At 41.1% G+C, this 23,143-nt stretch carries 22 protein-coding genes; 19 read left to right on the top strand and 3 right to left on the bottom strand.

All coding sequences use genetic code 11. The features are described 5' to 3' along the window. Window positions 1-314: 314 nt before the first annotated feature. From ACJROX_RS25340 to ACJROX_RS25305, 8 genes are all read left to right on the top strand, one after another. On the top strand, window positions 315-1,577 hold the full coding sequence (locus ACJROX_RS25340) for a DUF2088 domain-containing protein (RefSeq protein WP_408007988.1): 1,263 nt from the start codon (window positions 315-317) through the stop codon (window positions 1,575-1,577). A gap of 18 nt (window positions 1,578-1,595) precedes the next feature. Beyond that, window positions 1,596-1,895 carry a UxaA family hydrolase gene (locus tag ACJROX_RS25335; protein ID WP_408007987.1) on the top strand — a complete coding sequence of 100 codons (300 nt, stop codon included), beginning with the start codon at window positions 1,596-1,598 and terminating at the stop codon, window positions 1,893-1,895. Then, window positions 1,895-3,064: a UxaA family hydrolase gene (locus ACJROX_RS25330; protein ID WP_408007986.1), complete on the top strand. Its 1,170-nt coding sequence runs from the start codon at window positions 1,895-1,897 to the stop codon at window positions 3,062-3,064. Before ACJROX_RS25335 ends, ACJROX_RS25330 begins: the two co-directional genes overlap by 1 nt. A 105-nt stretch (window positions 3,065-3,169) precedes the next feature. Then, a complete protein-coding gene (locus tag ACJROX_RS25325) occupies window positions 3,170-4,159 on the top strand; it encodes a tripartite tricarboxylate transporter substrate binding protein (protein WP_408007985.1) in 990 nt (329 codons plus the stop codon). A gap of 114 nt (window positions 4,160-4,273) precedes the next feature. Next, on the top strand, window positions 4,274-4,747 hold the full coding sequence (locus ACJROX_RS25320) for a tripartite tricarboxylate transporter TctB family protein (RefSeq protein WP_408007984.1): 474 nt from the start codon (window positions 4,274-4,276) through the stop codon (window positions 4,745-4,747). 14 nt (window positions 4,748-4,761) lie between these two features. Next, complete coding sequence (locus ACJROX_RS25315) at window positions 4,762-6,303, top strand: tripartite tricarboxylate transporter permease (protein WP_408007983.1); 1,542 nt, start codon at window positions 4,762-4,764, stop codon at window positions 6,301-6,303. Window positions 6,304-6,356: 53 nt separating this feature from the next. After that, entirely contained in the window at window positions 6,357-7,352 is a 996-nt protein-coding gene (locus ACJROX_RS25310; RefSeq protein WP_408007982.1) for a 2-hydroxyacid dehydrogenase, read from the top strand. A 61-nt stretch (window positions 7,353-7,413) separates the two neighbouring features. Further along, the gene (locus tag ACJROX_RS25305) at window positions 7,414-8,199 is read left to right on the top strand and encodes an SDR family oxidoreductase (protein WP_408007981.1); all 786 of its coding nucleotides are present in this window, start codon (window positions 7,414-7,416) and stop codon (window positions 8,197-8,199) included. Between the two features lie 396 nt (window positions 8,200-8,595). On the opposite strand, the gene ACJROX_RS25300 is transcribed toward ACJROX_RS25305, so the two are convergent. Then, window positions 8,596-9,378, bottom strand: a complete 783-nt coding sequence (locus ACJROX_RS25300) for an IclR family transcriptional regulator (protein ID WP_408007980.1) — start codon at window positions 9,376-9,378, stop codon at window positions 8,596-8,598. A 228-nt stretch (window positions 9,379-9,606) separates the two neighbouring features. Between ACJROX_RS25300 and ACJROX_RS25295 the strand changes: the two genes are divergently transcribed. From ACJROX_RS25295 to ACJROX_RS25280, 4 genes are all read left to right on the top strand, one after another. Continuing rightward, window positions 9,607-9,969 carry a Rieske (2Fe-2S) protein gene (locus ACJROX_RS25295; protein WP_408007979.1) on the top strand — a complete coding sequence of 121 codons (363 nt, stop codon included), beginning with the start codon at window positions 9,607-9,609 and terminating at the stop codon, window positions 9,967-9,969. A gap of 18 nt (window positions 9,970-9,987) precedes the next feature. Continuing rightward, window positions 9,988-10,326, top strand: coding sequence for a hypothetical protein (locus ACJROX_RS25290; protein ID WP_408007978.1), 339 nt, complete (start codon window positions 9,988-9,990; stop codon window positions 10,324-10,326). A 26-nt stretch (window positions 10,327-10,352) separates the two neighbouring features. Next, window positions 10,353-11,552 (top strand): amidohydrolase family protein, encoded by a 1,200-nt coding sequence (locus tag ACJROX_RS25285; RefSeq protein WP_408007977.1) that lies wholly within the window; start codon window positions 10,353-10,355, stop codon window positions 11,550-11,552. A gap of 296 nt (window positions 11,553-11,848) precedes the next feature. Then, the gene (locus ACJROX_RS25280) at window positions 11,849-12,271 is read left to right on the top strand and encodes a universal stress protein (protein ID WP_408007976.1); all 423 of its coding nucleotides are present in this window, start codon (window positions 11,849-11,851) and stop codon (window positions 12,269-12,271) included. Window positions 12,272-12,401: 130 nt separating this feature from the next. Here ACJROX_RS25280 and ACJROX_RS25275 read toward each other — a convergent pair whose 3' ends face one another. Further along, window positions 12,402-13,172, bottom strand: coding sequence for an IclR family transcriptional regulator (locus ACJROX_RS25275; protein ID WP_408007975.1), 771 nt, complete (start codon window positions 13,170-13,172; stop codon window positions 12,402-12,404). A gap of 256 nt (window positions 13,173-13,428) precedes the next feature. Here ACJROX_RS25275 and ACJROX_RS25270 point away from each other — a divergent pair, with 256 nt between their 5' ends. The 5 genes from ACJROX_RS25270 (at window position 13,429) to ACJROX_RS25250 (ending at window position 18,954) form a co-directional block, all read left to right on the top strand. Next, window positions 13,429-14,301 (top strand): p-hydroxycinnamoyl CoA hydratase/lyase, encoded by an 873-nt coding sequence (locus ACJROX_RS25270; protein WP_408007974.1) that lies wholly within the window; start codon window positions 13,429-13,431, stop codon window positions 14,299-14,301. Beyond that, window positions 14,252-15,175, top strand: a complete 924-nt coding sequence (locus tag ACJROX_RS25265; RefSeq protein ID WP_408007973.1) for a CoA-binding protein — start codon at window positions 14,252-14,254, stop codon at window positions 15,173-15,175. The genes ACJROX_RS25270 and ACJROX_RS25265 overlap by 50 nt, the downstream gene beginning before the upstream one ends. Then, window positions 15,169-16,455 carry an acetate--CoA ligase family protein gene (locus tag ACJROX_RS25260; protein WP_408007972.1) on the top strand — a complete coding sequence of 429 codons (1,287 nt, stop codon included), beginning with the start codon at window positions 15,169-15,171 and terminating at the stop codon, window positions 16,453-16,455. Before ACJROX_RS25265 ends, ACJROX_RS25260 begins: the two co-directional genes overlap by 7 nt. A gap of 43 nt (window positions 16,456-16,498) precedes the next feature. Continuing rightward, the gene (locus tag ACJROX_RS25255; RefSeq protein WP_408007971.1) at window positions 16,499-17,668 is read left to right on the top strand and encodes an acyl-CoA dehydrogenase family protein; all 1,170 of its coding nucleotides are present in this window, start codon (window positions 16,499-16,501) and stop codon (window positions 17,666-17,668) included. 212 nt (window positions 17,669-17,880) lie between these two features. Then, window positions 17,881-18,954, top strand: a complete 1,074-nt coding sequence (locus tag ACJROX_RS25250; protein ID WP_408007970.1) for a TAXI family TRAP transporter solute-binding subunit — start codon at window positions 17,881-17,883, stop codon at window positions 18,952-18,954. A gap of 298 nt (window positions 18,955-19,252) precedes the next feature. Here ACJROX_RS25250 and ACJROX_RS25245 read toward each other — a convergent pair whose 3' ends face one another. Then, window positions 19,253-20,716, bottom strand: a complete 1,464-nt coding sequence (locus ACJROX_RS25245) for an aldehyde dehydrogenase family protein (protein ID WP_408007969.1) — start codon at window positions 20,714-20,716, stop codon at window positions 19,253-19,255. Between the two features lie 263 nt (window positions 20,717-20,979). Here ACJROX_RS25245 and ACJROX_RS25240 point away from each other — a divergent pair, with 263 nt between their 5' ends. Next, window positions 20,980-21,807 carry an IclR family transcriptional regulator gene (locus ACJROX_RS25240; protein WP_408007968.1) on the top strand — a complete coding sequence of 276 codons (828 nt, stop codon included), beginning with the start codon at window positions 20,980-20,982 and terminating at the stop codon, window positions 21,805-21,807. Between the two features lie 5 nt (window positions 21,808-21,812). Next, window positions 21,813-23,051: an FAD-dependent oxidoreductase gene (locus tag ACJROX_RS25235; protein WP_408007967.1), complete on the top strand. Its 1,239-nt coding sequence runs from the start codon at window positions 21,813-21,815 to the stop codon at window positions 23,049-23,051. Window positions 23,052-23,143 lie beyond the last annotated feature (92 nt).

Below are 23,143 nucleotides of genomic sequence, written 5' to 3'. Positions count from 1 at the left end.
TCGTATTGTTAACTTAATAATATGGTATGACCATTAATACACTAAAAGGACCGATCTTACGATTATCATAGCACAGACCACATTAATTTGCAGAAAATTATAAATGTTTTGCTCTCGATCTGTAGTTAACAAGCACAAAATAGGTGAATTTGTTTAAATTTAAAAACAAGGTTGACAAAATTTTCAGAAATATAATAAAATAACAATAAATTCAAAGATAAATACTGCTTATTATATTATTATTGGTCAGACCATAATAATATAATAACTAAACTTCCCCGTCTTGGGACTTACTTTTATATGGAGTTGAAAATATGATTGAAATGATCGAAATCGAACAATGTTTTCCGGATGCTCAACTTCATGAATTACATAAAAAAATCCGTACAGAAATTATAAGATACGTGTCCTCAGATCGTTTGCCGCCAAATGCTGAAATTGCCATAACAGCTGGAAGCAGAGGGATTACGAATATCGTGAAAATTCTCCAGTCAGTTGTGATAACCGTAAAAGAAATGGGATTCAAACCATTTTTGGTGCCAGCCATGGGGAGTCATGGAGGCGCGACTGCTGAGGGGCAACTGGAAGTTCTCAGGCATTTAGGGATAACAGAGGAATCGATGGGGGTACCGATCCGCTCTTCGATGGATGTAGAATTAATCAGTCACACACCGAACGGAACACCAGTTTACATGGATGAAAACGCCTACCATGCAGATGGCATCATCGTCGTCAATCGTGTCAAAGCCCATACTGCTTTTCGAGGAAAAGTAGAGAGTGGCTTAAGTAAAATGGTGACCATCGGCCTAGGGAAAATCAGAGGAGCTACATTCGTCCATAGCAATGGTGCGTTGCAAATGGCTGAAAATATTGAAAGCGTTTCCAGGTGTGCGATCGATAATAGCCCGATCCTGATGGGGCTGGCGATCATTGAAAATGGTTATGACGAGACAGCAGATATCGTCGGCGTTGACAAAGCGGGCTGGCACGAGAGGGAAGCTGAGTTGCTTGATTGGTCGAAAAGCATGATGCCAAGCCTTCCGATCGAGGATATCGATCTATTGGTCATCGAGGAAATCGGCAAGTGTTTCAGTGGCACAGGGATGGATCCGAATATCATCGGAAGGTGGAGGATCGAAGGTGTACCAGAGCCGAAAAGTCCCAACATCAGTAAGATTGTCGTTCTAGATCTTGCTGATAAGTCATTTGGGAATGCACAAGGGATTGGATTGGCGGATTTCACAACCCAGCGCCTGGTCGACAAGATTGACCGGAAATCGACTTATACGAATGCATTGACAAGTACATACCTTCAACGGGCCATGATTCCTTTGATTTATCCGTCCGAGAAAAAGGCGATTGAAACCGCAATTCAAAGCCTGGGTCCCGATTTTGAACGAGACAAGCTGAAAATGGTCCAGATCGCAAATACACTTCATTTAAAACGGGTCTCCGTTTCAAAACCAGTGCTGGAAGAACTGCAGGCACAAGGGAAAGAGATCAAGGTGGTAGGCAAGTATGCGCTCACTTATGACGAGATGGAAGGAATGACAAGAAAACTTACTGTTTTTTCTTAAGGAAAGGAGGAACTCGACGTGGAAGCGACTACGCAAAAGGTGAAATCAGCACTAGTGATCCATCCTTCTGATAATGTAGCTGTGGCTCTTACAGATTTGAAAAAAAGCGATCCATGCGCCGTCCGATCAGGGGAGGATGAATACATCATCACAATCCTTGAAGACATCAACTTTGGCCATAAATTCGCTTTATCAATCATTGGAGAAAATGAAAGCGTTTTAAAATATGGAGAAGAAATCGGAAAAATGAGCAGCCCTGTTCAGAAAGGGGGGTGGGTTCACACTCATAACATGTACTGCGAAAGGGGGAAGAAGTAATGGTTGACACATTTATGGGTTATTCACGGAAAGACGGACAGGTCGGGGTCCGGAACCAAATTGCGATTATTCCTTCTGTATTCTGTTCAGCGAAAGTAGCTGAACGAATCGCCTATCAAGTTCCTGGGAGCGTCTATTTCAGGCACCCGGTTGGATGCAGTCAGGTAGGGGAGGACCTGGAAGTCACAGCAAAAACATTGATCGCGATTGGAAATAACCCCAACTTTGCTGGTGTGGTGGTTGTAGGACTTGGCTGTGAACGATTTTCACCATACGAACTGGCGGAAGGTATCGCTCCTTCCCAAAAGATGCTTGAAACCGTGGTGATCCAGAAAGAAGGAGATTCTTTGGCAGCCATCCAAAAAGGAAGCAAAATCGCGCGTGAAATGCAGCAGATCGCTTCCAGACAAGGGAGGGAAGAATTTCCTGTCAGCGAGCTGATGATCGGCTTGAACTGTGGGGGATCTGATATGACCTCGGGACTGATCGCAAATCCTGCACTCGGATATGCCTCCGATAAGCTTGTAGGACAAGATGGTTCATCGATCTTGAGTGAAATAACTGAGTTGATCGGTACAGAAGAAATTCTGGCAAGAAGAGCGATTGATGAGAAAGTGGCTGATTCAATTCGGGAAACGATCCATCTGACGGAGGAGAAGCTGCAAAGGCAGACTCGAAATTCCAGCAACAAAGAGCGGACACACCTTATATCAAAAGGGAACTATGATGGCGGTCTCTCCAGTGTTGTAGAAAAATCACTTGGGAGCATGAAAAAATCCGGAAATGCACCATTCAGCGGTGTCATCCGATATGGCCATCAGCCGGAGCGTAAAGGGTTGTATCTTTTGGATTCACCTGGACATGACGGTGAAGTCTCCACTGGCCAGGTGGCTGCCGGAGCTCAAATGATCTTGTTCCCGACTGGAAGAGGGACTCCGACCGGTTTTCCAGGTGTTCCGGTCATAAAAATCACAGGCAACAACAATACGTATCAAAAAATGAGGGAGAACATCGATCTTAACGCTGGCGAAGTATTGGAAGGTAAGAAAACGTTGGAACAAATGGGAGAAGAAATCTACCAGGAGATCTTGGAGGTGGCGTCAGGAAAGCAGGTAAAAGCAGAAATATTGGGCCATGATGAACAATTTTGTATAACTCGACTTCCATAGAGTTACGAACGATTTTTATCAGTAGACCATCTGAATCGTTGGTTTTCAGAGCAGGATTTCAAGCTGCTCGTTTATTAAAAATCATTAAATCAAGGGGGAAGTAGAATGAAGAAGGTATTTATGCTTGTTATCACAGTATTGCTTACTTTTACAATGGCTGCTTGTGGTCAAGAGACAAGTGGATCTGCTGGCGGGGAAGGTGCCGGTGATTTCCCGGATAAACCGATCAACGTGATTGTTTCCTATGAAGCTGGCGGAGGGACAGACACTGGAGCTCGTATTTTATTGCCATATGTAGAGGAAGAGTTAGGTGTGACTGTGAATGTGATCAACAAACCTGGCGGTGGCGGTTGGGTCGGCTGGACAGAACTTGCCAATGCGGATCCGGATGGGTATACGATCGGTTACATCAATACACCGAACTTGATGACAGGATATCTTGATCCTAAATTCAACCGTAAACAGAACCTTGAGAGCTTTGAACCGATCGCCAATCATGTCACCGATCCAGGGGCGATTGCGATCCGTGCCGATGAAGATCGTTTCACCAATATTGAAGAATTGATGGAATATGCAAAAGAAAATGAATTGACCGCAACTTCTACAGGGGTTGGCAGCGACGATCATTATGCATCCTTGAAGTTAAATGATAAGTTCGGAACCAAATTCAAACCTGTCCATAACAAAGGGGCTGCAGATAGTAAAGCATCTGTCCTTGGCGGACACGTCGATGTCTTGTTTGCAAATGTCGGGGAATTGGCATCCCTTCAAAAGGAAGGTGACATCAAGATCATCGCAGTGATGAGCAAAGAGAGATCGCCTTTCTTGGAAGACGTTCCTACATTGGAAGAGAGCGGATTTGAAGATGTCTATTCATGGTCAGCACGGGGATTGGCAGCTCCAGCAGGCATCGATCCGGAAAAACTTGAAATCCTTCGCGCTGCCTTTGAAAAAGGGATCAAAAATGAAGAACAAAAGAAAAAGATGGGCGATATGGGATTACAGGTTGACTATTTGGATGGTGAGGAATACAAGCAACTGTTGAAAGATGATGAGAAAGCTGTAAAAGACTTGAGCGACCTGATGGGTTGGTAATACAAAGAGCTGGCTTAAGGTTGGGTGTCAGGCTTCCCGTATTTACGGATAAATGCAGGATGGAGCTTGACACCTCGAAGTCAGCTCCAATCACAAAGAAAGGGGAAAGTTGCTGTGACCAGAAAAATTCATCAGGATATATATGTCGGTTTGATTATTATTGCCATTTCTATCTTTCTTTACATCAAAACATTCAATCTAATTGAAGCAGCTGCCAATTATCCTCGCATCTTACTCGGTTTGTTCATTGGTTTTGGGATCGTCATCTTGTTAGGAGGCTTGAAGAAGACTAGGACACTTAGGAATGAAGAGCCTATCGAGTACAGCGGAGATGAACAGCCATTGAATTTCAATATGTTGAAATCCCCATTGGTCACGCTCGGGATTGTCGTGGTCTATGTCCTTTTATTAAGTATAATCGGATTTTTCCCTGCAACGATCTTATTTATGGCAGTCTTTTTAGGATTCATGAAAGTCAGAGATTGGAAGGCTTATCTTTTTACCATCGGTGGCCTGAATCTATTTATTTATCTCGTTTTTGTATTGCAATTGAATGTCCAACTACCGAAAGGGATTTTCTTTGAATAGGAGGTGCGAAAAATATGAGTGCGGATCTATTTAATGAGGTCATACATAATTTACTATCCTTACAAACAATCGTTGCAATTTTCCTTGGAGTCATAGGTGGGATCATTGTTGGTTCTTTGCCTGGTCTTAGTGCTACCATGGCAGTTGCTTTATTGATTCCAGTCACATTCGGAATGGAGCCCGTCGCTGGGTTGACGATGCTTACAGCGATCTATACTTCTGCCTTATATGGTGGATCGATTTCTGCGATATTGATCCATACTCCTGGTACGCCTGCTTCTGCTGCAACAAGTCTGGATGGCTATCAGATGACGTTGAAAGGCCAGGGTGCAAAAGCGATCGGGGTCGCAACTGTTTCCTCGATGATCGGAGGAACCATCAGTGCCCTTGCATTGTTATTTCTTGCACCTCCCCTTTCAAAAATCTCACTGGCCTTCAGTGCGCCAGAGTATTTTTTGATTGCTGTTTTCGGGTTGACCATCATCGGAAGCCTTGCTTCCAAGTCAGTGGCAAAAGGGCTGACGGCAGGTGTTGTCGGCCTCTTGATCGGAGCTGTGGGTGTCGATATCCTTACAGGCTACCCGCGTTTTACGTTCGGAAGCATCTCCCTGGAATCAGGGGTGTCACTCGTACCAGCGATGATCGGCCTGTTTTCTTTATCCCAAGTCATGATCCAAGCCGAAAACCGAGGAAAACCAAAACAACAAAAGATATCAAAGGATAAAATGTCTGGTAAAGTATTGCCGACAATGAAAGAATTCAAGAGTATCTGGGTGACCATATTACGATCCTCCGGAATCGGAACTTTCGTCGGAATGCTCCCTGGAGCCGGTGGGGATATCGGTTCCTGGGTCGGCTATAATGAGGCAAAACGTTTCTCCAAAAATAAAGAGAAATTTGGAACAGGATGCATTGAAGGGGTTGCAGCACCTGAATCGGCCAATAACGCTGTAACCGGTGGGGCACTTATTCCGCTATTGACGCTGGGGATTCCAGGCAGTTCGACGACAGCGGTCCTTCTTGGCGGATTGATGATTCAAGGACTGGTTCCTGGTCATGAACTATTTACGACGAATGCGAATATCACCTATTCGGTCATCATCGGGTTCATTATTGCAAGTATCCTTTTAGGTGTAATTGGACTTGCAGGAGCCAGGTGGTTCGTCAAGATCTCGGGAGTCTCAGAAAGCCTCCTTGCACCGATCATTATCGGTTTATGTGTGGTCGGTTCGTATGCTATAAACAATAATCTGTTTGATGTATGGATCATGGTGATTTTCGGCGTTATCGGATATTTTATGCGGAAAACAGGTTTTCATCCAGCACCAGTCATTTTAGGGATGATCCTCGGCCCGATTGCTGAAAATGGGATGAGACAATCCATGCTGATGGCAAAAGGAGATTTATTAAGTTATTACCTCGGTCGTCCGATCTGTGTCGTCTTGATCATTCTTACGATCATCTCCCTGTTCACACCTTTATTCATGAAATGGTGGGAGAAAAAGGAAGCAGGTAAACCAGCAATGGCGGACCATACAAAGGAAGAAAAAATGTAGATCCATATTAGGCCAGGATGTAAACATGTTTATAAAAAATCGGGGGAATTCAAATGAAAAAGATCCTTTATTTTGATGATACGTTTGATGAGTTCAAAGATATATTGCTTGCCCACACGCCGCCTGGTTTCGATCTGATCTTTTGGGAAGAGTTGACTGGACAGGAACGTGAGGAACAACTCCAGCAGTCAGATTATCTGCTTGTCGCTACGAAGAAAATCGGAGAAGAGCTTCTTGTAAAAGCGAAGAAAGCGAAATTCATCCAAAAGACAGGTGTAGGGATGGATAATATAGACTTGCTTGTAGCAGATCAACACAAACTCCCTGCATGCAATACCCCTGGGGCGAATGCTACCGGGGTAGCAGAATTGACGATCTTACTCATCTTAGCTTTATATAGGAAACTCCCACTCATCAATAAGGAGACCAAGAATGGTAACTGGCTGATGTGGGAGCTTCGTCCATCTTCTTATGAAATGGAAGGAAAGACACATGGATTCATCGGCTTTGGAAATATAGGACGGGAAGCTGCGAAAAGGTCGAAAGCTTTTGGGACGAACATCCTTTATTATGACAAATTCCGTGCAACCCTGGAACAAGAACAACAATTGGGGGCAACATACGCATCTGTAGAGGAAGTGCTGAAACAATCGGATATCATCAGCCTGCACATACCCTTTCTTCCGGAAACAAAAGGGTTGATCGGTGAAACGGAATTGAAGATGATGAAGGACAATGCGGTTTTGATCAATGTAGCAAGGGGGGGGATCGTGCAGGAGGATGCGCTTTACGCGGCACTGGTTGAGCGCCGGATTGCAGGAGCGGCATTGGATGTATGGGAAAATGAACCGATCAATCCCGAAAATCCCCTGCTGGCCTTGGAGAACCTTATTGCTTCCCCGCATATCGGCGCTGGGACAAGGGATACGTTAAACCGGGTATTGCATATGGCGTTTCAAAATATAAAAAGGGTTGATGAAGGCGAGCCCCCTCAGTTCGTCATGAATACGATCAAAAAAGCTAGATTCGATGAGTCCACCGTCATCTAGACAATCCTTCTCTTGACAGTACAAGACTACTAGAAAGCGTTCTTTAAAGGAGAGAATTTTAATGGAAATGGATTTGAATGGTAAAACAGCACTGGTCGTGGCTTCAAGTCAGGGTCTCGGTAAAGTGATTGCTACCAAGCTTGTAGAAGAAGGCGCCAATGTCATGCTTACAAGCCGGAGTGAAGTGAAGCTCCAAACCGCAAAAGATGAAATGGAACAGTCGGGAAAAGGAAAAGTTTCCTATTTTCCATGTGATATCACAAATCGGGAAGAGATCAACTCTCTTGTTCAAAAAACGAGAGATGAATTCGGAAAGATCGATATTTTGATCAACAATGCCGGCGGACCACCAGGAGGTAACTTCGAAAAGTTTGAGGACACGGATTGGGAAAAAGCATTTGAGCTGAATCTATTAAGCTATATACGTATCATAAGAGAAGTACTTCCAGATCTGAAAAAGGAAGGCGGCAGGATCATCAATGTCGCCTCATCCTCTATTAAACAGCCAATCCCCGGTCTGATCCTCTCGAATACGTTCCGTTTGGGAATCGTCGGATTGTCTAAAAGTTTAGCAGAAGAGCTGGCACCTTATAATATTCTTGTCAATACAGTAGCACCAGGTCGAATTGCAACAGATCGGACCGCATTCCTTGATAATATGAAAGCGGAACAAAAAGGCGTCACTCGGGAGGACATAGAGGAAGCATCCAAGAAAAACATTCCTTTAGGAAGATATGGTGACCCTGAAGAATTCGCGAAAGTAGTCACTTTCCTCGTATCCGGGGCAAATACGTATGTAACCGGAAGCTCTTTACTTGTCGACGGAGGCATGGTCAAAGCGATTTAAGAAATGGATATATGGGGGAAAAACAGAATGGAGCCGATCCATTCTGTTTTTTGAGGAAAGATATGCGCCGAATTCCGATTTTATGCGTCTTTTTTGAGATTTATGCGTCTTTTTTGAGATTTATAAGCTGAATCACCATATTTATGCGCCGATCATCATAAAGGCATGCTGTCGAAAAAAGAAAGCGTCCTATAGTCGCTTTCCACCCGAAAAGTGTCAATTCAAGGATATTGGTTTTATCCGTTTCTTATTGATATTGTGCGATATATGAAGATTTTCCAGGTCTTTATCATAGAATCCGCCAAAATGGAACACTTTTAAGTTAGTGGGATTTCCTTGTTCCTTAGTTGGTGTCATAACCCTATCCATAGGTTCTCTATTAATGGATTTCTAGAATTAAAGATCAATTGAATTATTATAGTCATTAATGACCATATTTTCAGTAATCAATCTACTACACATTTTTAATTGATTCACTAATTCAGTTATTTTGGCATTTGTAGGTGTCATATTTTCTCGAGTTAGACTGATTGCAGCGATAACTTTTTTTGAATCATTATAAATTGGTACTGCTATCGAACAAATTCCCTCAATAAATTCTCCTATAGAAACCGAATAACCATTTGACTTAATTCGATCAAGTTCACTTTTCAGCTCTTTGGATGAAGTAATAGTTCGGTTGGTATAGGCTACCAATTCGTTTTGTAGTACTCTGTCTATTTCTTCAGCCTCCTGATAGGCTAAAAGTAGCTTGCCAGCTGCAGTTCCATGTGACCGTATTCTGCCACCAATATGAATCAATGCCCTTAACCTTTCAGGTATCCTTTGCAAATAAACGATATCACCTTTGTCGTATGTGACTACATGAATGTCTCCTCTCACCTTATCTTTTATTTTTTCAAAAATTGGGATCGCTATTTGTCCGATGGATAATTCATTATATACGACAGAACCTAATTCAAATATGGTTATTCCTAGTCTGTATTTGTGCGTACGCGGATTTTTGTATAATACATCTTCGTCATATAAGGTTTGAATGATGCGGTTTACAGAGCTTTTAGTCAGACCTGTCCTTTTGCTTAATTCAGTGATCCCCAATTCAGCATCATCTTTTGTATATTCTTTTAATATCTTGACTGTATTTCGAACTGATGACAAAGTATCTGTACTTCTTTTCATAATCGTTGTCCCCCATTAACAACAAACAAACTAATAGTTTTATACAATTGTAACAAAAATATTTAAAACATTTGCACTATTTTTATTATTATTGAGCATTTGTATCGCATAGCGGGACATCTAATTTTGCAACCCAAAGTACTTGACTACAATAAAAGTAATAATTCAAACACAACGTCATTCAATATTCATTTGATTGACAAATAATAGAAATGGAGGTTTTAAAAAATGGAAATCAAAGCATGTCATCAATCAGAGCTTGAGCAGAGGAAATCACTGACCCTTGAGTTGGAAGGGAAAACCATTGGGATTATTCGTGATCACAATTATGTGTATGCGTATGAAAATAATTGCCCGCATTTTGGTGGTCCAGTATGTCTCGGAGGTGTTTTCGGAAAGATCAATCTTGAGTTGGATGAAACTAAGATGGCATTAAGAGAAACTGTATCCGACGAAGATCTACGATTAGTGTGTCCGTGGCATGCATTCGAATATGATCTTCGGACAGGTGAATGTGTAGTGGATAGTAAACTGAAACTTCAAAAATATGATGCCTATATTAAAGATGAACATGTGTTTGTGAAAATCTAATTATAAGAGGTGAGAAAGATGTTTATAAATAACGAAATGAAAGTAGATGTAAATGTAGAGTTGGCTGAAACGATCGATAAGTTGACTAGTATACGAGATTCAATGGATTATCTCGCCTTGGAACAAATCGAGGATGGAAAATTGCAGTCTCTAATTGAGCTATTGTTAAAGATATATGCTCAGAAGGTTCAGGTTTCCGATCAGAATTTAGTCAATCATGAGGGAGAAGGAATAGTAAAGCCCTTAACAAATGATAATAAATTGTCACAAACAGATACGGTAATTTTTGTGGATCAACTTTTAAAGCAAAAAGACATTGAACTTTTCGAAGTCCAAATGTTTCGCAGCATTGGATAAAAAGATAGGATAAGGAGGAATTGACATTGACAAAATTAACGTTGGAAGATAATTTTTTGGATAATGCTCAACAGCAAGCTGTGAAGAAAGGATTTTATGATTTCCCGATCTTTGATGCCGACTGTCATTATATTTCTACGCCTTTAGATGAAATTGCTGAGCTTGTAGAGGAACCGTGGCGCCATCGGTTTCAATACGCTTCAATGGGGGCGAATTTAACAACTATGCCAACTGATCTTGGCGACCGTACCTCCGGGGGAAGGACAAAGGTTCGTGAATTTTATCGAAAGTCGGCTATAAAGCCAGAGGGAGAACCCCTACCAAGTGTCATTTATCCATTACTTAAAAGCCAGCAGCAGATGGGGATCGATTACAGTATAGTTTTCCCTACAGATTTATTGAATTTTGGGCTACATCCACAGTCAGAGATGGAAGTCGCTATTGCATATGGATATGCCCGGTGGATGACTGAAAAAATCCTTCCATATGATGACTCTCTGAAAACGATGTTATACCTGCCATTTTCATCTCCGGAGGCTTGTATAGATCTAGTTAAACAATTTGGAGATAAACCAGGAGTGGTAGGTTTCCTGGTCACAAGTGTCCGATATAACCCCGTTCATCATAATGCCTATATGCCTATGTATAAATTATTGGAAGAAAAAGGGTTGCCTTTAGGATTTCATACTGCCTCCCACTGGCAAGAGGGTCCGTTTAGGCAGTTCAATAATTTTCTTTCTGCCCATGCTTTAGGTTTCCCTTTATATAATATGATTCAATTGACAAATCTAGTAATCAACGGAATTCCTGAACGATTTCCTGATTTGAAGTTCATTATGATAGAGGCGGGTGTTTCCTGGATCCCGTTCATAATGAGACGTTTGGATGCGGATTATTTGTTAAGATCTTCTGAGGCTCCTTTATTAAAGAAAAAACCAAGTGACTACATTAAAAACTTCTACTTTACCAGTCAGCCGTTGGAACATTATGAAGATATGAAAGAAATGGAAATGTTATTTAATATATTTGATGCAGAGAATCAACTGTTATATGCCTCTGATTACCCACATCAGGATTTTGATACACCGAGTTCAATTTATGATATACCATTTTTATCTGAAAAGGCCAAACGTAAGATACTTGGTGAGAATGCCTTGAAGTTATTTGGAATAAATGACCCTGTTCTCCATTCCAGAAGGATACTTGAAGAAAAAGTTCATATTTAAAAAATTCTAGGTCGAGAAGGCATCTTTCAGATGATTACGTTTGAGGGATCAGCAGATTTACTATCCAACTATGTAACATGAAATGGATTTATATGAATGTCATGGGAGTCATCTCCCCGGCTTTTTGGAAATTCCTTTCTATTTACCGTTTCTAATGTGATTTAACTTGAAAATTTGGAATATTGTGAATAGGTAAGTGAAGATTTATAATGATAATAAATCAATTAATCGTAAAAAAAGAGACAATGCAAATAGGAGCTTTCAACCATAAGTCAGCATAAGAAAAGGGGGGAACCATGATATATAAAAACATTCTAGTCGCCACCAATGAATCCAATTCAAGTAAGCAAGCTATAGAATTTGGTGTTGAGTTGGCAAAAAAACATAATGGAGAATTGACCCTTGTATATGTTATGGAGGAGACTGCAGTCCTTCCATATCGGATGGAGGAGGACCTATTTAGCACAGGTTCATTTCAAGCGATGCCCTTCTTGGAAAGCAGAGAAGGAGCCTCTGAACAAGGCTATGATCCGCTCCCCAGAATGGAATTATTAGCGGGAGATCCAGCTGCAACAATCTGCCGATATGCGAAGAAAAATGAAATAGATATGATCGTCATGGGAAGCCGTGGGCTTGGTGGCTGGAAAAGGCTATTTTCAAGCAGTGTCAGTCGAAAGGTTGTATCGAAGGCAACCTGTACAGTTCTAGTAGTCAAATAGCCTATTATGAAAGAAAAATAGATAACGTATGATTAAATATAATGGACTGACTCAAAGAGCATGAGTCAGTCCTTGTTATTGGTTCAAGTATTATTCTGCATCATTGGGGCGATAGGAAGGATGCAATCTTTCAATATCGATAACCCATCTTAGATGAAATTTTTTTGGATGTTTCATAGACTAGTTTTTCGAATCTTTGCAGTACATGATCAAATTGAATCGTGGGTCCAATCACTGCAAAGGCGGCAATTGCCTCACCGTACATATTGAAGATGGGAGCACTGATACCTGTTACACCTTTAGAATGTTTATTATGGTCCACATAGAGTTTTTGTTCTCTTATTTGTTGCAGCTGCTTCAAAACGTTCTCTTTCTCATTAAGAGGATAAGGAGAGTTTTGGGGTATGGGTCTATTCATAACTTGTTCCACAGTCTTTTCCGGCATGAAGGCAAGTATTGCAGGACCGACGACTCCATATAGAAAATGTCGGCGCTGACCGACAACCGACACATATTTTAGACCTTCACCTTCTTTTTCCTTTTTATAAATATATAGAATTTGATCATCGTCACGTACAGCCATAACGACAGTTTGTCCTGTTTCATAATGAAGCTTGTCCAATAGTTCCTTTGCTTCTTCCCTTACATCCAGTACATTAGGTAGAAAAGAACCTAGCTCGAAAAGTTTCAACCCCGGTTTGTATCCCAATGTTTTTTCATCAAATTGAACCATTTTTTTGCTTTCTAGTGTGCATAATATCCGATAAACGGTCGAGTTCGGTATCTGGGTTATGTTAGAAATCTCTTCAACAGTCATTTCTTTTTTTTGAGATGAAAATGCAAATAAAATATCAACTGCTCGTTCTACCGAAAGGATCGGTTTCATATTTACTTTTCTCATATACTTCCCCCTAAAAACATGAATCTCTCTTTAATAACGGGCTATCTTTTATTCTGAAAATCAATTAATAGTGGCTTCATTAATTGATTATATGGATTCTCCATTAATAATACAAGCAGGACTGAAAATAAAAAACAATATTAACAATAGTCCGAATATTTGATAAATTTTTACGCAAGGACAATAGTGAGTTGAACAACTCATTTTTAAGAAGGCGTAGTTTTTCATACTAAAAATAGGAAATGGGGAATGAGAGATGGCTAATGAACTTAGAAGTCAACAAGTGAATGAAAAACCGATACCTGGTGGAAAGAATGTATTGGTTGAATTTGAAGAAGGTATCGCCTGGGTGACTTTAAACCGTCCAGAAAAACGGAATGCAATGAATCCTGAATTGAATACAGAAATGAATGAAGTATTAGATCAACTGGAAATAGATAAGCGCTGCGGGGTCATTGTCTTGACAGGTGCAGGGGACTCATTTACAGCAGGAATGGATTTGAAGGAATATTTCAGAGATGTTGAAAACACGGATATGACCCCTGTTGAAATTGCGAAAGTACGAAAGACTGCAACGAATTGGCAGTGGAGAAAACTGAAAAATTACTCCAAACCAACCATTGCGATGGTTAATGGATGGTGTTTTGGCGGTGGCTTTACACCGATGATTTCATGCGATTTAGCAATTGCAGCAGATGAGGCCAAATTCGGCTTGTCAGAAATAAACTGGGGTATCATTCCTGCTGGAAATGTGACACGTGCTGTTGCTGCAGTGATGAATCAAAGGGACGCACTATATTACATAATGACGGGAGAGCCCTTCGATGGTAAAAAAGCTGCGGAGACAGGACTCGTTAATGAATCCGTTCCAAGGGATCAATTGAGAGAACGTACCAGGCAGCTTGCAAAGGTGTTGTTAAGTAAAAATCCGACTGTCCTCCAAGCCGCAAAAAATGCTTATAAATACTCAAGGGATTTGGATTGGGAAACTGCTGAAGAATACTTATTCGCTAAGCAGGAACAACAAATATCTCTTGACCCTGAAGGAGGACGTCAAAAAGGGTTGAAGCAATTTCTGGATGATAAGACATATCGCCCAGGGCTGGAGGGATATAAGCGTGAGTCATAAATTCACAAATCAGTCCAACAACGGATATATTGTTCCCGTCGAGTATCTGCTTAAACCAAAATCAATAGGGATTGTAGGCGTTTCAACGAAGAAAGGATCCGCAGGATTAAGGGTATTGAATTATTTGAAAAACTTCCAATACGAGGGAAATGTCCACATAGTAAGCAGAAGTCAGGATGATATTGAAGGAATATCCTGTCTGAAGTCAATTGATGAATTGCCCAAGGGTATTGACACTGTTGTACTGTGTGTTCCTCAATCAGCTGTAGTAGAATCTGTTGAAGCTTGTGCTCGTAGAGACGCTAAGTCTGTAATGGTTTTTGCAGCGGGATTTGCTGAAGCAGGTGATGAGGGCATCTTAGCCCAACAAAAACTTAGAGAAATATACCATGAAACCGGAGTGTTCGTGGGAGGTCCAAACTGTATGGGACTGACGAATTTTGTGTCCCCAGTGCCCCTCACTTTTGCTCCTGGTCTTAAAATGCCTCCAGTAAGTGCCCCGGGCTTAGGTATTTTAACCCAAAGCGGCGGGATGATGTCGAGTATAAGAGAAACAAGTCAGGCACGAGGCATTCCTTTAACTTATGCAATTTCTACAGGAAAAGAAGTCGTGGTCGGGGTAGAGGATTACCTGGACTATCTAATCGAAGACCAAAACACGAAATCCATAGCTATGTATGTTGAACATATCAGACGGCCTCAATTATTTCTTAGTCTTGCAAAAAAGGCAAGAAAAGAAAACAAACCGATCATACTCCTCCATCCAGGAAAAAGCAATGCTTCACGAGAAGCAGCACAATCACATACTGGCTCTTTAGCTGGTGATTATACAGTGATAGAGACTTTGCTCAAACTGAGGGTGTGTTATTGGTAGACACTATGGAAGAGCTGGTTGACTGTGCATGGCTATTAACTTCATTTGACAAAGCCCCGGAAAAGGGTGCTGCAATATTGACAGACTCAGGTGCTTTCAAGGGCTTCGCACTCGACTTTTGTGAAGAAGTTGGTTTAGATTTGCCTGAAATGTCGGAGTCTACATATCAAACAGTAAGTGAAAAGTTTCCGGAATTCGCTTCAATTACAAATCCTCTCGATGTTACAGCTCAAGCTCTTATGGACAGTTCTCTTTACTCGAATAATGCAAATGCATTTTTGAATGATCAGGAAATAGGCAGTTTGATCATATCCGTACTTCCTGGTACTCCAGAAATTGGTCTTGTTAAAGGCAGATCAGTACTAAAAGCAGTTAGGAATTCTGATAAACCAACTGCCCTTGTCCTGATGGGGGAAGGATCAGAATTGGCCGAGGAATTGGTACAAGAAATGAAGGGACATAACATCCCGCTATTCCGTTCACCAGAACGTGCAATAAGAGCACTTGCTCGTATCACTGAACATGGACAGATGTTGAGAAGGATCAAAGATAGAAAGCCGCAGAACTACAGCATTCCCGACACTGGATTGTTTAAGGACCCCTTTAATGAATACACAGCGAAACTCTTTTTTGAAAAAGCTGGAGTCATTACTCCTAAGGGAGATCTGGTACAAAATAAAGATGAGGCATTCATACTTGCTGAACGGTTAGGTTATCCAGTCGTCATCAAGGCGATATCAAGCAAATTGAAGCATAAAAGCGATATTGGCGGCGTCATTATCGGTATCAATAATGAAAAAGAGCTAGACGACGCATGGGACCGCCTATCGAACAATTTATATTTATCTTTGCCGGATCTTGCTTTGGAGGGTGTTTTAGTAGAGAAAATGGGCGAACAAGGGATTGAAATGGTAGTCGGGGCTAAAAGGGATCCTGATTGGGGGCCGGTTGTCATGGTTGGATCTGGCGGTGTCTGGATTGAGTTATTCAAGGATGCCCGTTTTATTTCTCCAAAACTCACAGAGGAAGAGATTGTCGAAGAAATCCTTCAATTGAAGGCAGGTCCACTTGTACGTGGTTTTCGAGGAACCAAGCCGGCTGATGTTAAGGCACTAGCAAAGGTTATTAAGCTTGTCGGAGAAATCATGTTGTCATCACCAGCTATTGAAGAGATCGATATTAACCCGTTAGTTGTGTATCCGGAAGGACAAGGTGTTATGGCTTTTGATGCATTAATCATAACAAGTGGGGATTCTACTAAGGAATTAAGTATACGATAGTGATTATTCAAGTCCAATCAATTGTCATAGAGGAGGAGAAGGTTTGGATTTCAATTTAACGGAAGAACAAAAGATGGTGCAGGAGACCGTCAGAGAATTTGTGCAGAAGGAACTTTTTCCACTTGAACAGGATTTTATGAGAAATGAACGGGAAGGTCGCCCGGGAATTTCCGACGATAAAATTATGGAACTACAAATGAAAGCGAAGGATCACGGTTTTTGGGGGATCAATACACCTGAAGAGTATGGAGGAAGCGATCTCGGTCCTTTTATGACGACTTTGATCAACATGGAGTTAGGAAAAACATTCATTCCTTTTACATTTGCCGGTGATGCCGACAATATACTATTCAACTGTGATGAAAAACAGAAGGAAAAATACCTGTTCCCTGTAATCAATGGAGAGCGGAATTGCTGTTTTGCACTGACGGAACCTGGGGCAGGGTCAGATGCGAGGAATATAAAAATGAGTGCTGTCAAAGAAGGGAATCATTGGATTCTCAATGGTGAGAAAATATTCATTACCCGGGCACATAAAGCAGACTTTGCAATGGTTTTTGCCGTAACAGATAAGGAAAAGGGCGGACGCGGCGGTGTAACGTGTTTTTTAGTGGATCGGGAAATGGGATGGCGTCATGAGCCTATACCGACAATGGATGATTGGCAGGTGAATTCTCTCATATTTGACAAGGTAAAAGTTCCTGAAGAGAATATCCTTGGTGAATTAGGAAAGGGATTCGAATTAGCCATGAAATGGATTACTTTAGGCCGCGTAAAAATTGGGGCCTGGTCCATAGGTATTGCGGAAAGGCTCCTTCAGATGGGAGTCGAACAGGCCAATTCAAGGATGACATTCGGTAAGCCGATAGCAGATTATCAAGCTATACAATGGATGATCGCGGATTCAGCCGTAGAAATTGAAGCTGCAAAAGGTTTAGTGCTCCACTCGGCATATCTTGCTGAGATTGAACGTGACGCAAGAAGACATCATGCTTCCATTTCCAAGCTATACAGTACGAACATGGTCCAAAGGGTAGTGGACCGTGTCTTACAGATTCATGGAGGCATGGGAATTACGAAAGAATTCCCAATCGAACGCTGGTACCGTACGATAAGGAAATTTCGGGTTTTTGAAGGGACGGATGAAATTTTACGTCGGACGATTGCCTATAACCTGTTGAAGGGACACGTTAAAGTCGGAAAGTCTAGTTAAAATTCAAAATCACAGAACGCTTTTATATCGATTAGTCAATGATAGGCAGGTCTAGTGAATGGATGGAGGACCGGTTAGTTGAAAAAATGCTCATTGAATACGATCGTTTATTACTTATACCAAAAGCGGAAACATGGTGACAAGGAGTTGCAGGAGGAACATTGCTTTGATTGTTTTCCGTCAATACAAATTTATAAGGGGGAATCCAACGAATGTATAAGCTATCTGAAAGGAAGATCTCACAGGTTCTCATAGTCCTATTACTGATTGTACTCTTAACAGCTTGTAATTCAGCAAATGGCGATAATAGCAAAGGTGAAGGCAGTTCTTCGAAGGATGACGGTGTGATTACGTTTGGTACTACACCAGTTGGGGGCTCGATAAATGCTGTCGGGAATGGTCTGGCCAAAGTGATCAGTTCAAATTCTGATGTCAAAGCATCTGTCAAACCTTTCAATGGATTATCTGCATGGGGTCCAATGCTGAATAGAGGGGAAATTCAATTAGGTATTGCGACACAACCAGAATTGGCATGGGGGTATAGAGGGGACAAAGGTTTTGAAGAAATGAAGAATATACGGCTTCTTGTGTCAGGTAACAATTTGAAAACGCCTGGATTTGTAGTTCGAAAAGAATCGGAAATTGAAACCATTTCTGACTTGAAGGGAAAAAGGGTTGCAGCAGAGTATCCTGGATCGGCATCGGTAGTTGCTCTATTAGATGCAGGGTTGGCTATTAATGGTCTATCATGGGAAGATGTGAAAAAGGTTCCGGCAGCATCTACTGTCGATGCAATCAAAGCGTTACAGGATAATAATCTAGATGCGGCTTATGCATTGGTGCCTTCAACCCCAGTAATTGCAGAAGTTCACAATGCAGTTGGGCTGAAACCATTAAACTTTCTAGAAGGTGTATCTCCTGACCAAATCGATCAGGTTTCGGAAGATGTGAAGGAGCAGCTTTCTTCCCACCTTCCAGGAGCAAAAGTGACCGTAATCGAACCTAGCGGTTACATCAGTAAAGAAACGACCGGAGTCCAGTATGCGCTACAATTGGTGGGAACCACTCACTTATCAGAAGAGACAGTGTATGAAATAATGGAAACATTATGGGAAAAATACGAAGAATTACATCCGATTCATGTATGGTTCAAACAATGGACTCCAGAGGCGATGTTCGATCCAGAACCGACGATTCCTTATCACCCTGGAGCAATTCAATTCTATAAGGATAAGGGTCTCTGGAATGATAAGGTAGAAAAGATTCAGCAGGAATTATTGGAATAACGTCAAGTCGTATCGGTATTTTGATAGGTTGATCATCAGCAAAAAAGCACATTTCAGTTTTGGGAATGTGCTTTATTATTTTTTTAATATTTATAGGTTATAACCCCATTGTAAAAGCTTGGAACAAATAATAGCATACATATAAGTTATAAAGAACTTACATGTTACTGTAACCTTCTATCGTAATGAGAAACAAACAGACGGGGTTGACTCAAAGGGAATATTATGTTGAAAATCACGATTGTTCTTAACATTATTCAGTCCGGACAGAGTCAGCCCCTTAGTTAAATGATGAGGGTTACATATCTTTTCTGAGAATACGAGCCTGTAATTCAGTATGTTCATGGACGGCTTCGACTCCATGTCCTCTTCCGATTCCACTTTGCTTGAAACCACCAAAAGGCATGTTCGCAGCTGAAGCACCTAAACGATGGGTATTGATGAATACACTGCCAGACTCCAGCTTTCTTCCCAATTCGAAGCCATGGTCCTCGTCTGAAGTCCATACTGAATTAGCTAACCCAAATTCGGAATCATTCACCAACTCGACTACTTCCTCTTCCGAATCAAAAGGCATAATAGGGATCACGGGTCCAAACTGTTCCTCCTGTACGATTGGATCAGAATTATTTACATTTGTAACTATGGTCGGCAAAATGAAATACCCATCAGCCTTTCCTACTCCTTCTGCAAATGTACCGACCTCTTTGATCACAGCTTCTGTCTGTTTTGTTCTTTCGATCAGGTCCTGCACACTTTCGTATTGCGGTTTATTATTGATCGGTCCCATATCTACTTTACTATCCAAGCCAGATCCGACGACAAGTTTGCTGGCGGCCTCTGTATACTTCTTAACAAAGGTCTCATAGTTATCACGATGAACATAGATCCGCTTAATCGAATAACAAATTTGTCCGCAAGCAGTAAAGGTAGATAGGATAGCGTTTTGAATAAGATCCTCCGTGATCGGCTTATCCTTCAAAAAGATTGCTGCATCGTTTCCACCAAGCTCCATGCTGAGCTTCTTGATGGTTTTAGAAGCCCCTGCCATGATCGTACGTCCAGTATCTGTGCTTCCTGTGAACGCAACCTTACGGACCTTCGGATGTTCAACCATTTCCTTACCGACTGTTGAACCAGATCCAGTGACGATATTCAATACACCTTCTGGAAGTTGTCTAGCGAAATGTTTTAAAATTTTTGTAAGTGTCAAAGGTACAAAAGAAGGTGGCTTGATCACTACGGTGTTTCCTGCCAGTAATGAAGGAGCCAACATCAAAAAGGCAAGTATGATTGGAAAATTCCAGGGAACGATGATGGACACAACCCCTAATGAGTGACGGGTCAATACCATCGTTCCCTGATGATTTTCCACCGTTTTCTCATCCATGACATTCGTTAACCCTGCATAATATCGTAATGTTCCAACTGCGGCCTTTAAATCGATAGCTGCTTCTTCCAGAGTCTTTCCATGCTCCAGCACGAGAAGATGACAAAGTTCATTCAAATTAGCTTCTATGTAATCTGAAATTTCAACTAGATGACGAGCCCGGTCTTCTATAGGTTTATTACGCCAATCCTTCCAACTCCGTTCTGCTGCTTCAACAGCCTGTTTGACATGAGAAGCATCTCCAACCGTGATTTCACCAACTTGTTCATCTACCTTAGCAGGATTATATAAGCTTTTCGTTTCGGAAGCTTCTATTTCCTGACCCTCAATAAATATTCCATCAACCTTTTCCATCAATGGTTTAACAGCCATTTTCCAACCACCCTTTTCAATAAAATTACTCTTGCCAAAGTTGAGATACTATAAAAAAAGCAACACGTTAACAATTGGTTAATCGCATTAACGAGGTATTTTTTTGAAAGCTTATCATTACAACAACTATCCGTCAATTATAAAGCTCAAATTAGAGATTGATTTAATAGGAGAATTTAATTTTTTTCGCTTAAATTTACAGAAAACATTGACTATTTCCAATTTTTTATGGTAGCATTTATACCATCATAAACTTATGGTTAATGATATTAACGTTATGTTGCATATTGGTAGGAAAGGGGGTAATAGATATAAGAAACCCTAAGAGTTCGATTAAAAGCATAGAAATTGGATTTTTGATCCTGAGGGCTTTTGTAAATGAAAGAGAACCTTTGAGTTTGAGCCACCTTTCACAGGCCACGGGTTTATACAAAAGTCAACTCTATCGATATCTTAATTCCTTTGTAAAAAAACTTGGAGTCATTGTCAGAAATGATGGGGACATTCCAAGATGGTCATTAGGTCCAGAGTTGATCGCATTGGGAGAGGCTGCCTTCACTTCTTTAAACGTAGCCATTGAGGCAAAGCCAGAATTGATCAAACTAAGAAATAGGTTGAATGAAACAGTGGCTTTAAGTATTTGGAGAGATAAAGGGCCATTCTTTCTGAGATGGGAAAAAAGCAACAAATTGGTCAATATCGGTCTTGATACAGGTTCTTATATTTCTCTATATAGTGCGACAGGGAAAATATTTCGCGCGTTCCTTCCAGAAGAAAAGACAGCCCACCTATATAAACAGGAGGTGAATGATGGAAATATAGAGCCTGATACTTATCTACAAGATATTAAACAAATAAAACAAAATGGTATATCCATTACAGAAAGCAGTTTACTCAGTGGAATTTCAGCAATAAGTGCTCCGATCTTCTCTTCTTCAAATGAATTAGCTGGAGCATTAAGTATCGTAGGTGTTCAAGGTGTATTGGATGTTTCACCTGATTCTACCAATGCACGAGCATTAAAAGAAATCACCTATTTTATTTCAGAGAAGCTTGGATACCAAAGAACAAATAAACAAATTCAGAGGTGAATCAAATGGGACAACAACCAATTATCATTGTTGGTGCAGGACCCGTAGGGTTAACTGCAGCAAAATTATTAACAGGACAAGGCATCCCGGTCAAAGTAATTGAAAAAAGTGATGGACCTAGTAAAGAGTGGAGGGCATCGACATTTCATGCTGGTACGCTTGAATTGCTTGAAGAAACCGGTCTGACTGGTGAACTTATGTCAAAAGGACTGATTGCTGATAAAGTTCAATATCGAGATCGGAACAAAGGTCTATTTGCAGAATTCGATTTCAATTTATTGAAAGATGAAACGAAATATCCATTTAGACTTCAATGTCCACAATCCACGTACGTAAAGGTACTTTATGATAATTTGAAACGGGATTCTCTTGCGGATATTCACTTTAATACAGAAGTAACTGATTTTAAGCAGGATGCTGATGGTGTTAACGTTACATTTCAAACACCTGATGGGGAAGAAGTTGTTCGAACTCCATTCTTACTCGGAGCAGATGGAGCAAGAAGTACAACTAGAAAACTTCTTGATATTCCATTTGAAGGTTATACTCTCGAAGAACGATTTTTACTTGTTGGAACCCCGATCGCATTCGATCAATTCATCCCAGACATTGCTTACGTAAACTATATCTCAGACCCCGATCAATTCCTATTCATCCTAAGGGTTCCAGAAGCATGGAGATTATTGTATCCGGTTTCACCTGGGACTTCAGATGAAGAAGCAATGAATGATGAAAATGTCCAAAGGCAGCTTCAATCTGTTTTCAAAACGGATCAGCACTTCCCGATTATCGAACGAATGATCTACCGAGTGCATCAAAGGGTAGCGGATACATTCTATAAGGGTCGTGTCATATTGATGGGCGATGCTGCTCATATAAATAGTCCAATGGGTGGACTTGGTTTGAATAGCGGAGTCCATGATTCGGTTGATTTGAGCAGGCGTCTGATCAGAATCATGAACAATGAGGAGAAAAATATGGAGGAAGAATTGAAGACGTATTCTCAAGTTCGTCAAAAGGTGGCCTTGGACTATGTACGATTGATCAGTGAGAAAAATACACGGATCATGAAAGAAAAGGATCCTGAATTCCGATTACAAATGCAAAAGGATTTAGCAGCAGAGGCAAACGACGATGAACTTGCTCGCAAGTGGTTAAGACGTTCTTCATTATTATCAAGTGTTCGCGAGCAAGGCATCGGAAAGCCTCCTGAGGAAATAAACAAAGCTCTTAATAAAGTTTAACAGCTTACATATGGCTGTGTTTTAGGCGGAAATCGGCCTGATATATATTGGTTATAGTTTTTTATAACGATAAATTTCTTTTCAGAAAGGAG

The organism is Pseudalkalibacillus sp. A8, from assembly GCF_045920555.1.
In the GTDB taxonomy this organism is placed as follows: Bacteria; Bacillota; Bacilli; order Bacillales; family Fictibacillaceae; genus Pseudalkalibacillus.
Note: the sequence above shows the minus strand (reverse complement) of the source record. Positions and strands in the feature narration are given on the sequence as shown.

Excerpts from the sequence above, each read along its gene's own strand:
- ACJROX_RS25340 (WP_408007988.1), top strand. The coding sequence starts at position 315 with ATGATTGAAATGATCGAAATCGAACAATGTTTTCCGGATGCTCAACTT.
- ACJROX_RS25235 (WP_408007967.1), top strand. The coding sequence starts at position 21,813 with ATGGGACAACAACCAATTATCATTGTTGGTGCAGGACCCGTAGGGTTA.
- ACJROX_RS25265 (WP_408007973.1), top strand. The coding sequence starts at position 14,252 with ATGATAAGACATATCGCCCAGGGCTGGAGGGATATAAGCGTGAGTCAT.
- ACJROX_RS25270 (WP_408007974.1), top strand. The coding sequence starts at position 13,429 with ATGGCTAATGAACTTAGAAGTCAACAAGTGAATGAAAAACCGATACCT.
- ACJROX_RS25325 (WP_408007985.1), top strand. The coding sequence starts at position 3,170 with ATGAAGAAGGTATTTATGCTTGTTATCACAGTATTGCTTACTTTTACA.
- ACJROX_RS25245 (WP_408007969.1), bottom strand. The coding sequence starts at position 20,716 with ATGGCTGTTAAACCATTGATGGAAAAGGTTGATGGAATATTTATTGAG.
- ACJROX_RS25300 (WP_408007980.1), bottom strand. The coding sequence starts at position 9,378 with ATGAAAAGAAGTACAGATACTTTGTCATCAGTTCGAAATACAGTCAAG.
- ACJROX_RS25330 (WP_408007986.1), top strand. The coding sequence starts at position 1,895 with ATGGTTGACACATTTATGGGTTATTCACGGAAAGACGGACAGGTCGGG.
- ACJROX_RS25310 (WP_408007982.1), top strand. The coding sequence starts at position 6,357 with ATGAAAAAGATCCTTTATTTTGATGATACGTTTGATGAGTTCAAAGAT.
- ACJROX_RS25295 (WP_408007979.1), top strand. The coding sequence starts at position 9,607 with ATGGAAATCAAAGCATGTCATCAATCAGAGCTTGAGCAGAGGAAATCA.
- ACJROX_RS25290 (WP_408007978.1), top strand. The coding sequence starts at position 9,988 with ATGTTTATAAATAACGAAATGAAAGTAGATGTAAATGTAGAGTTGGCT.
- ACJROX_RS25315 (WP_408007983.1), top strand. The coding sequence starts at position 4,762 with ATGAGTGCGGATCTATTTAATGAGGTCATACATAATTTACTATCCTTA.
- ACJROX_RS25305 (WP_408007981.1), top strand. The coding sequence starts at position 7,414 with ATGGAAATGGATTTGAATGGTAAAACAGCACTGGTCGTGGCTTCAAGT.
- ACJROX_RS25250 (WP_408007970.1), top strand. The coding sequence starts at position 17,881 with ATGTATAAGCTATCTGAAAGGAAGATCTCACAGGTTCTCATAGTCCTA.
- ACJROX_RS25275 (WP_408007975.1), bottom strand. The coding sequence starts at position 13,172 with ATGAGAAAAGTAAATATGAAACCGATCCTTTCGGTAGAACGAGCAGTT.
- ACJROX_RS25240 (WP_408007968.1), top strand. The coding sequence starts at position 20,980 with ATGATATTAACGTTATGTTGCATATTGGTAGGAAAGGGGGTAATAGAT.
- ACJROX_RS25280 (WP_408007976.1), top strand. The coding sequence starts at position 11,849 with ATGATATATAAAAACATTCTAGTCGCCACCAATGAATCCAATTCAAGT.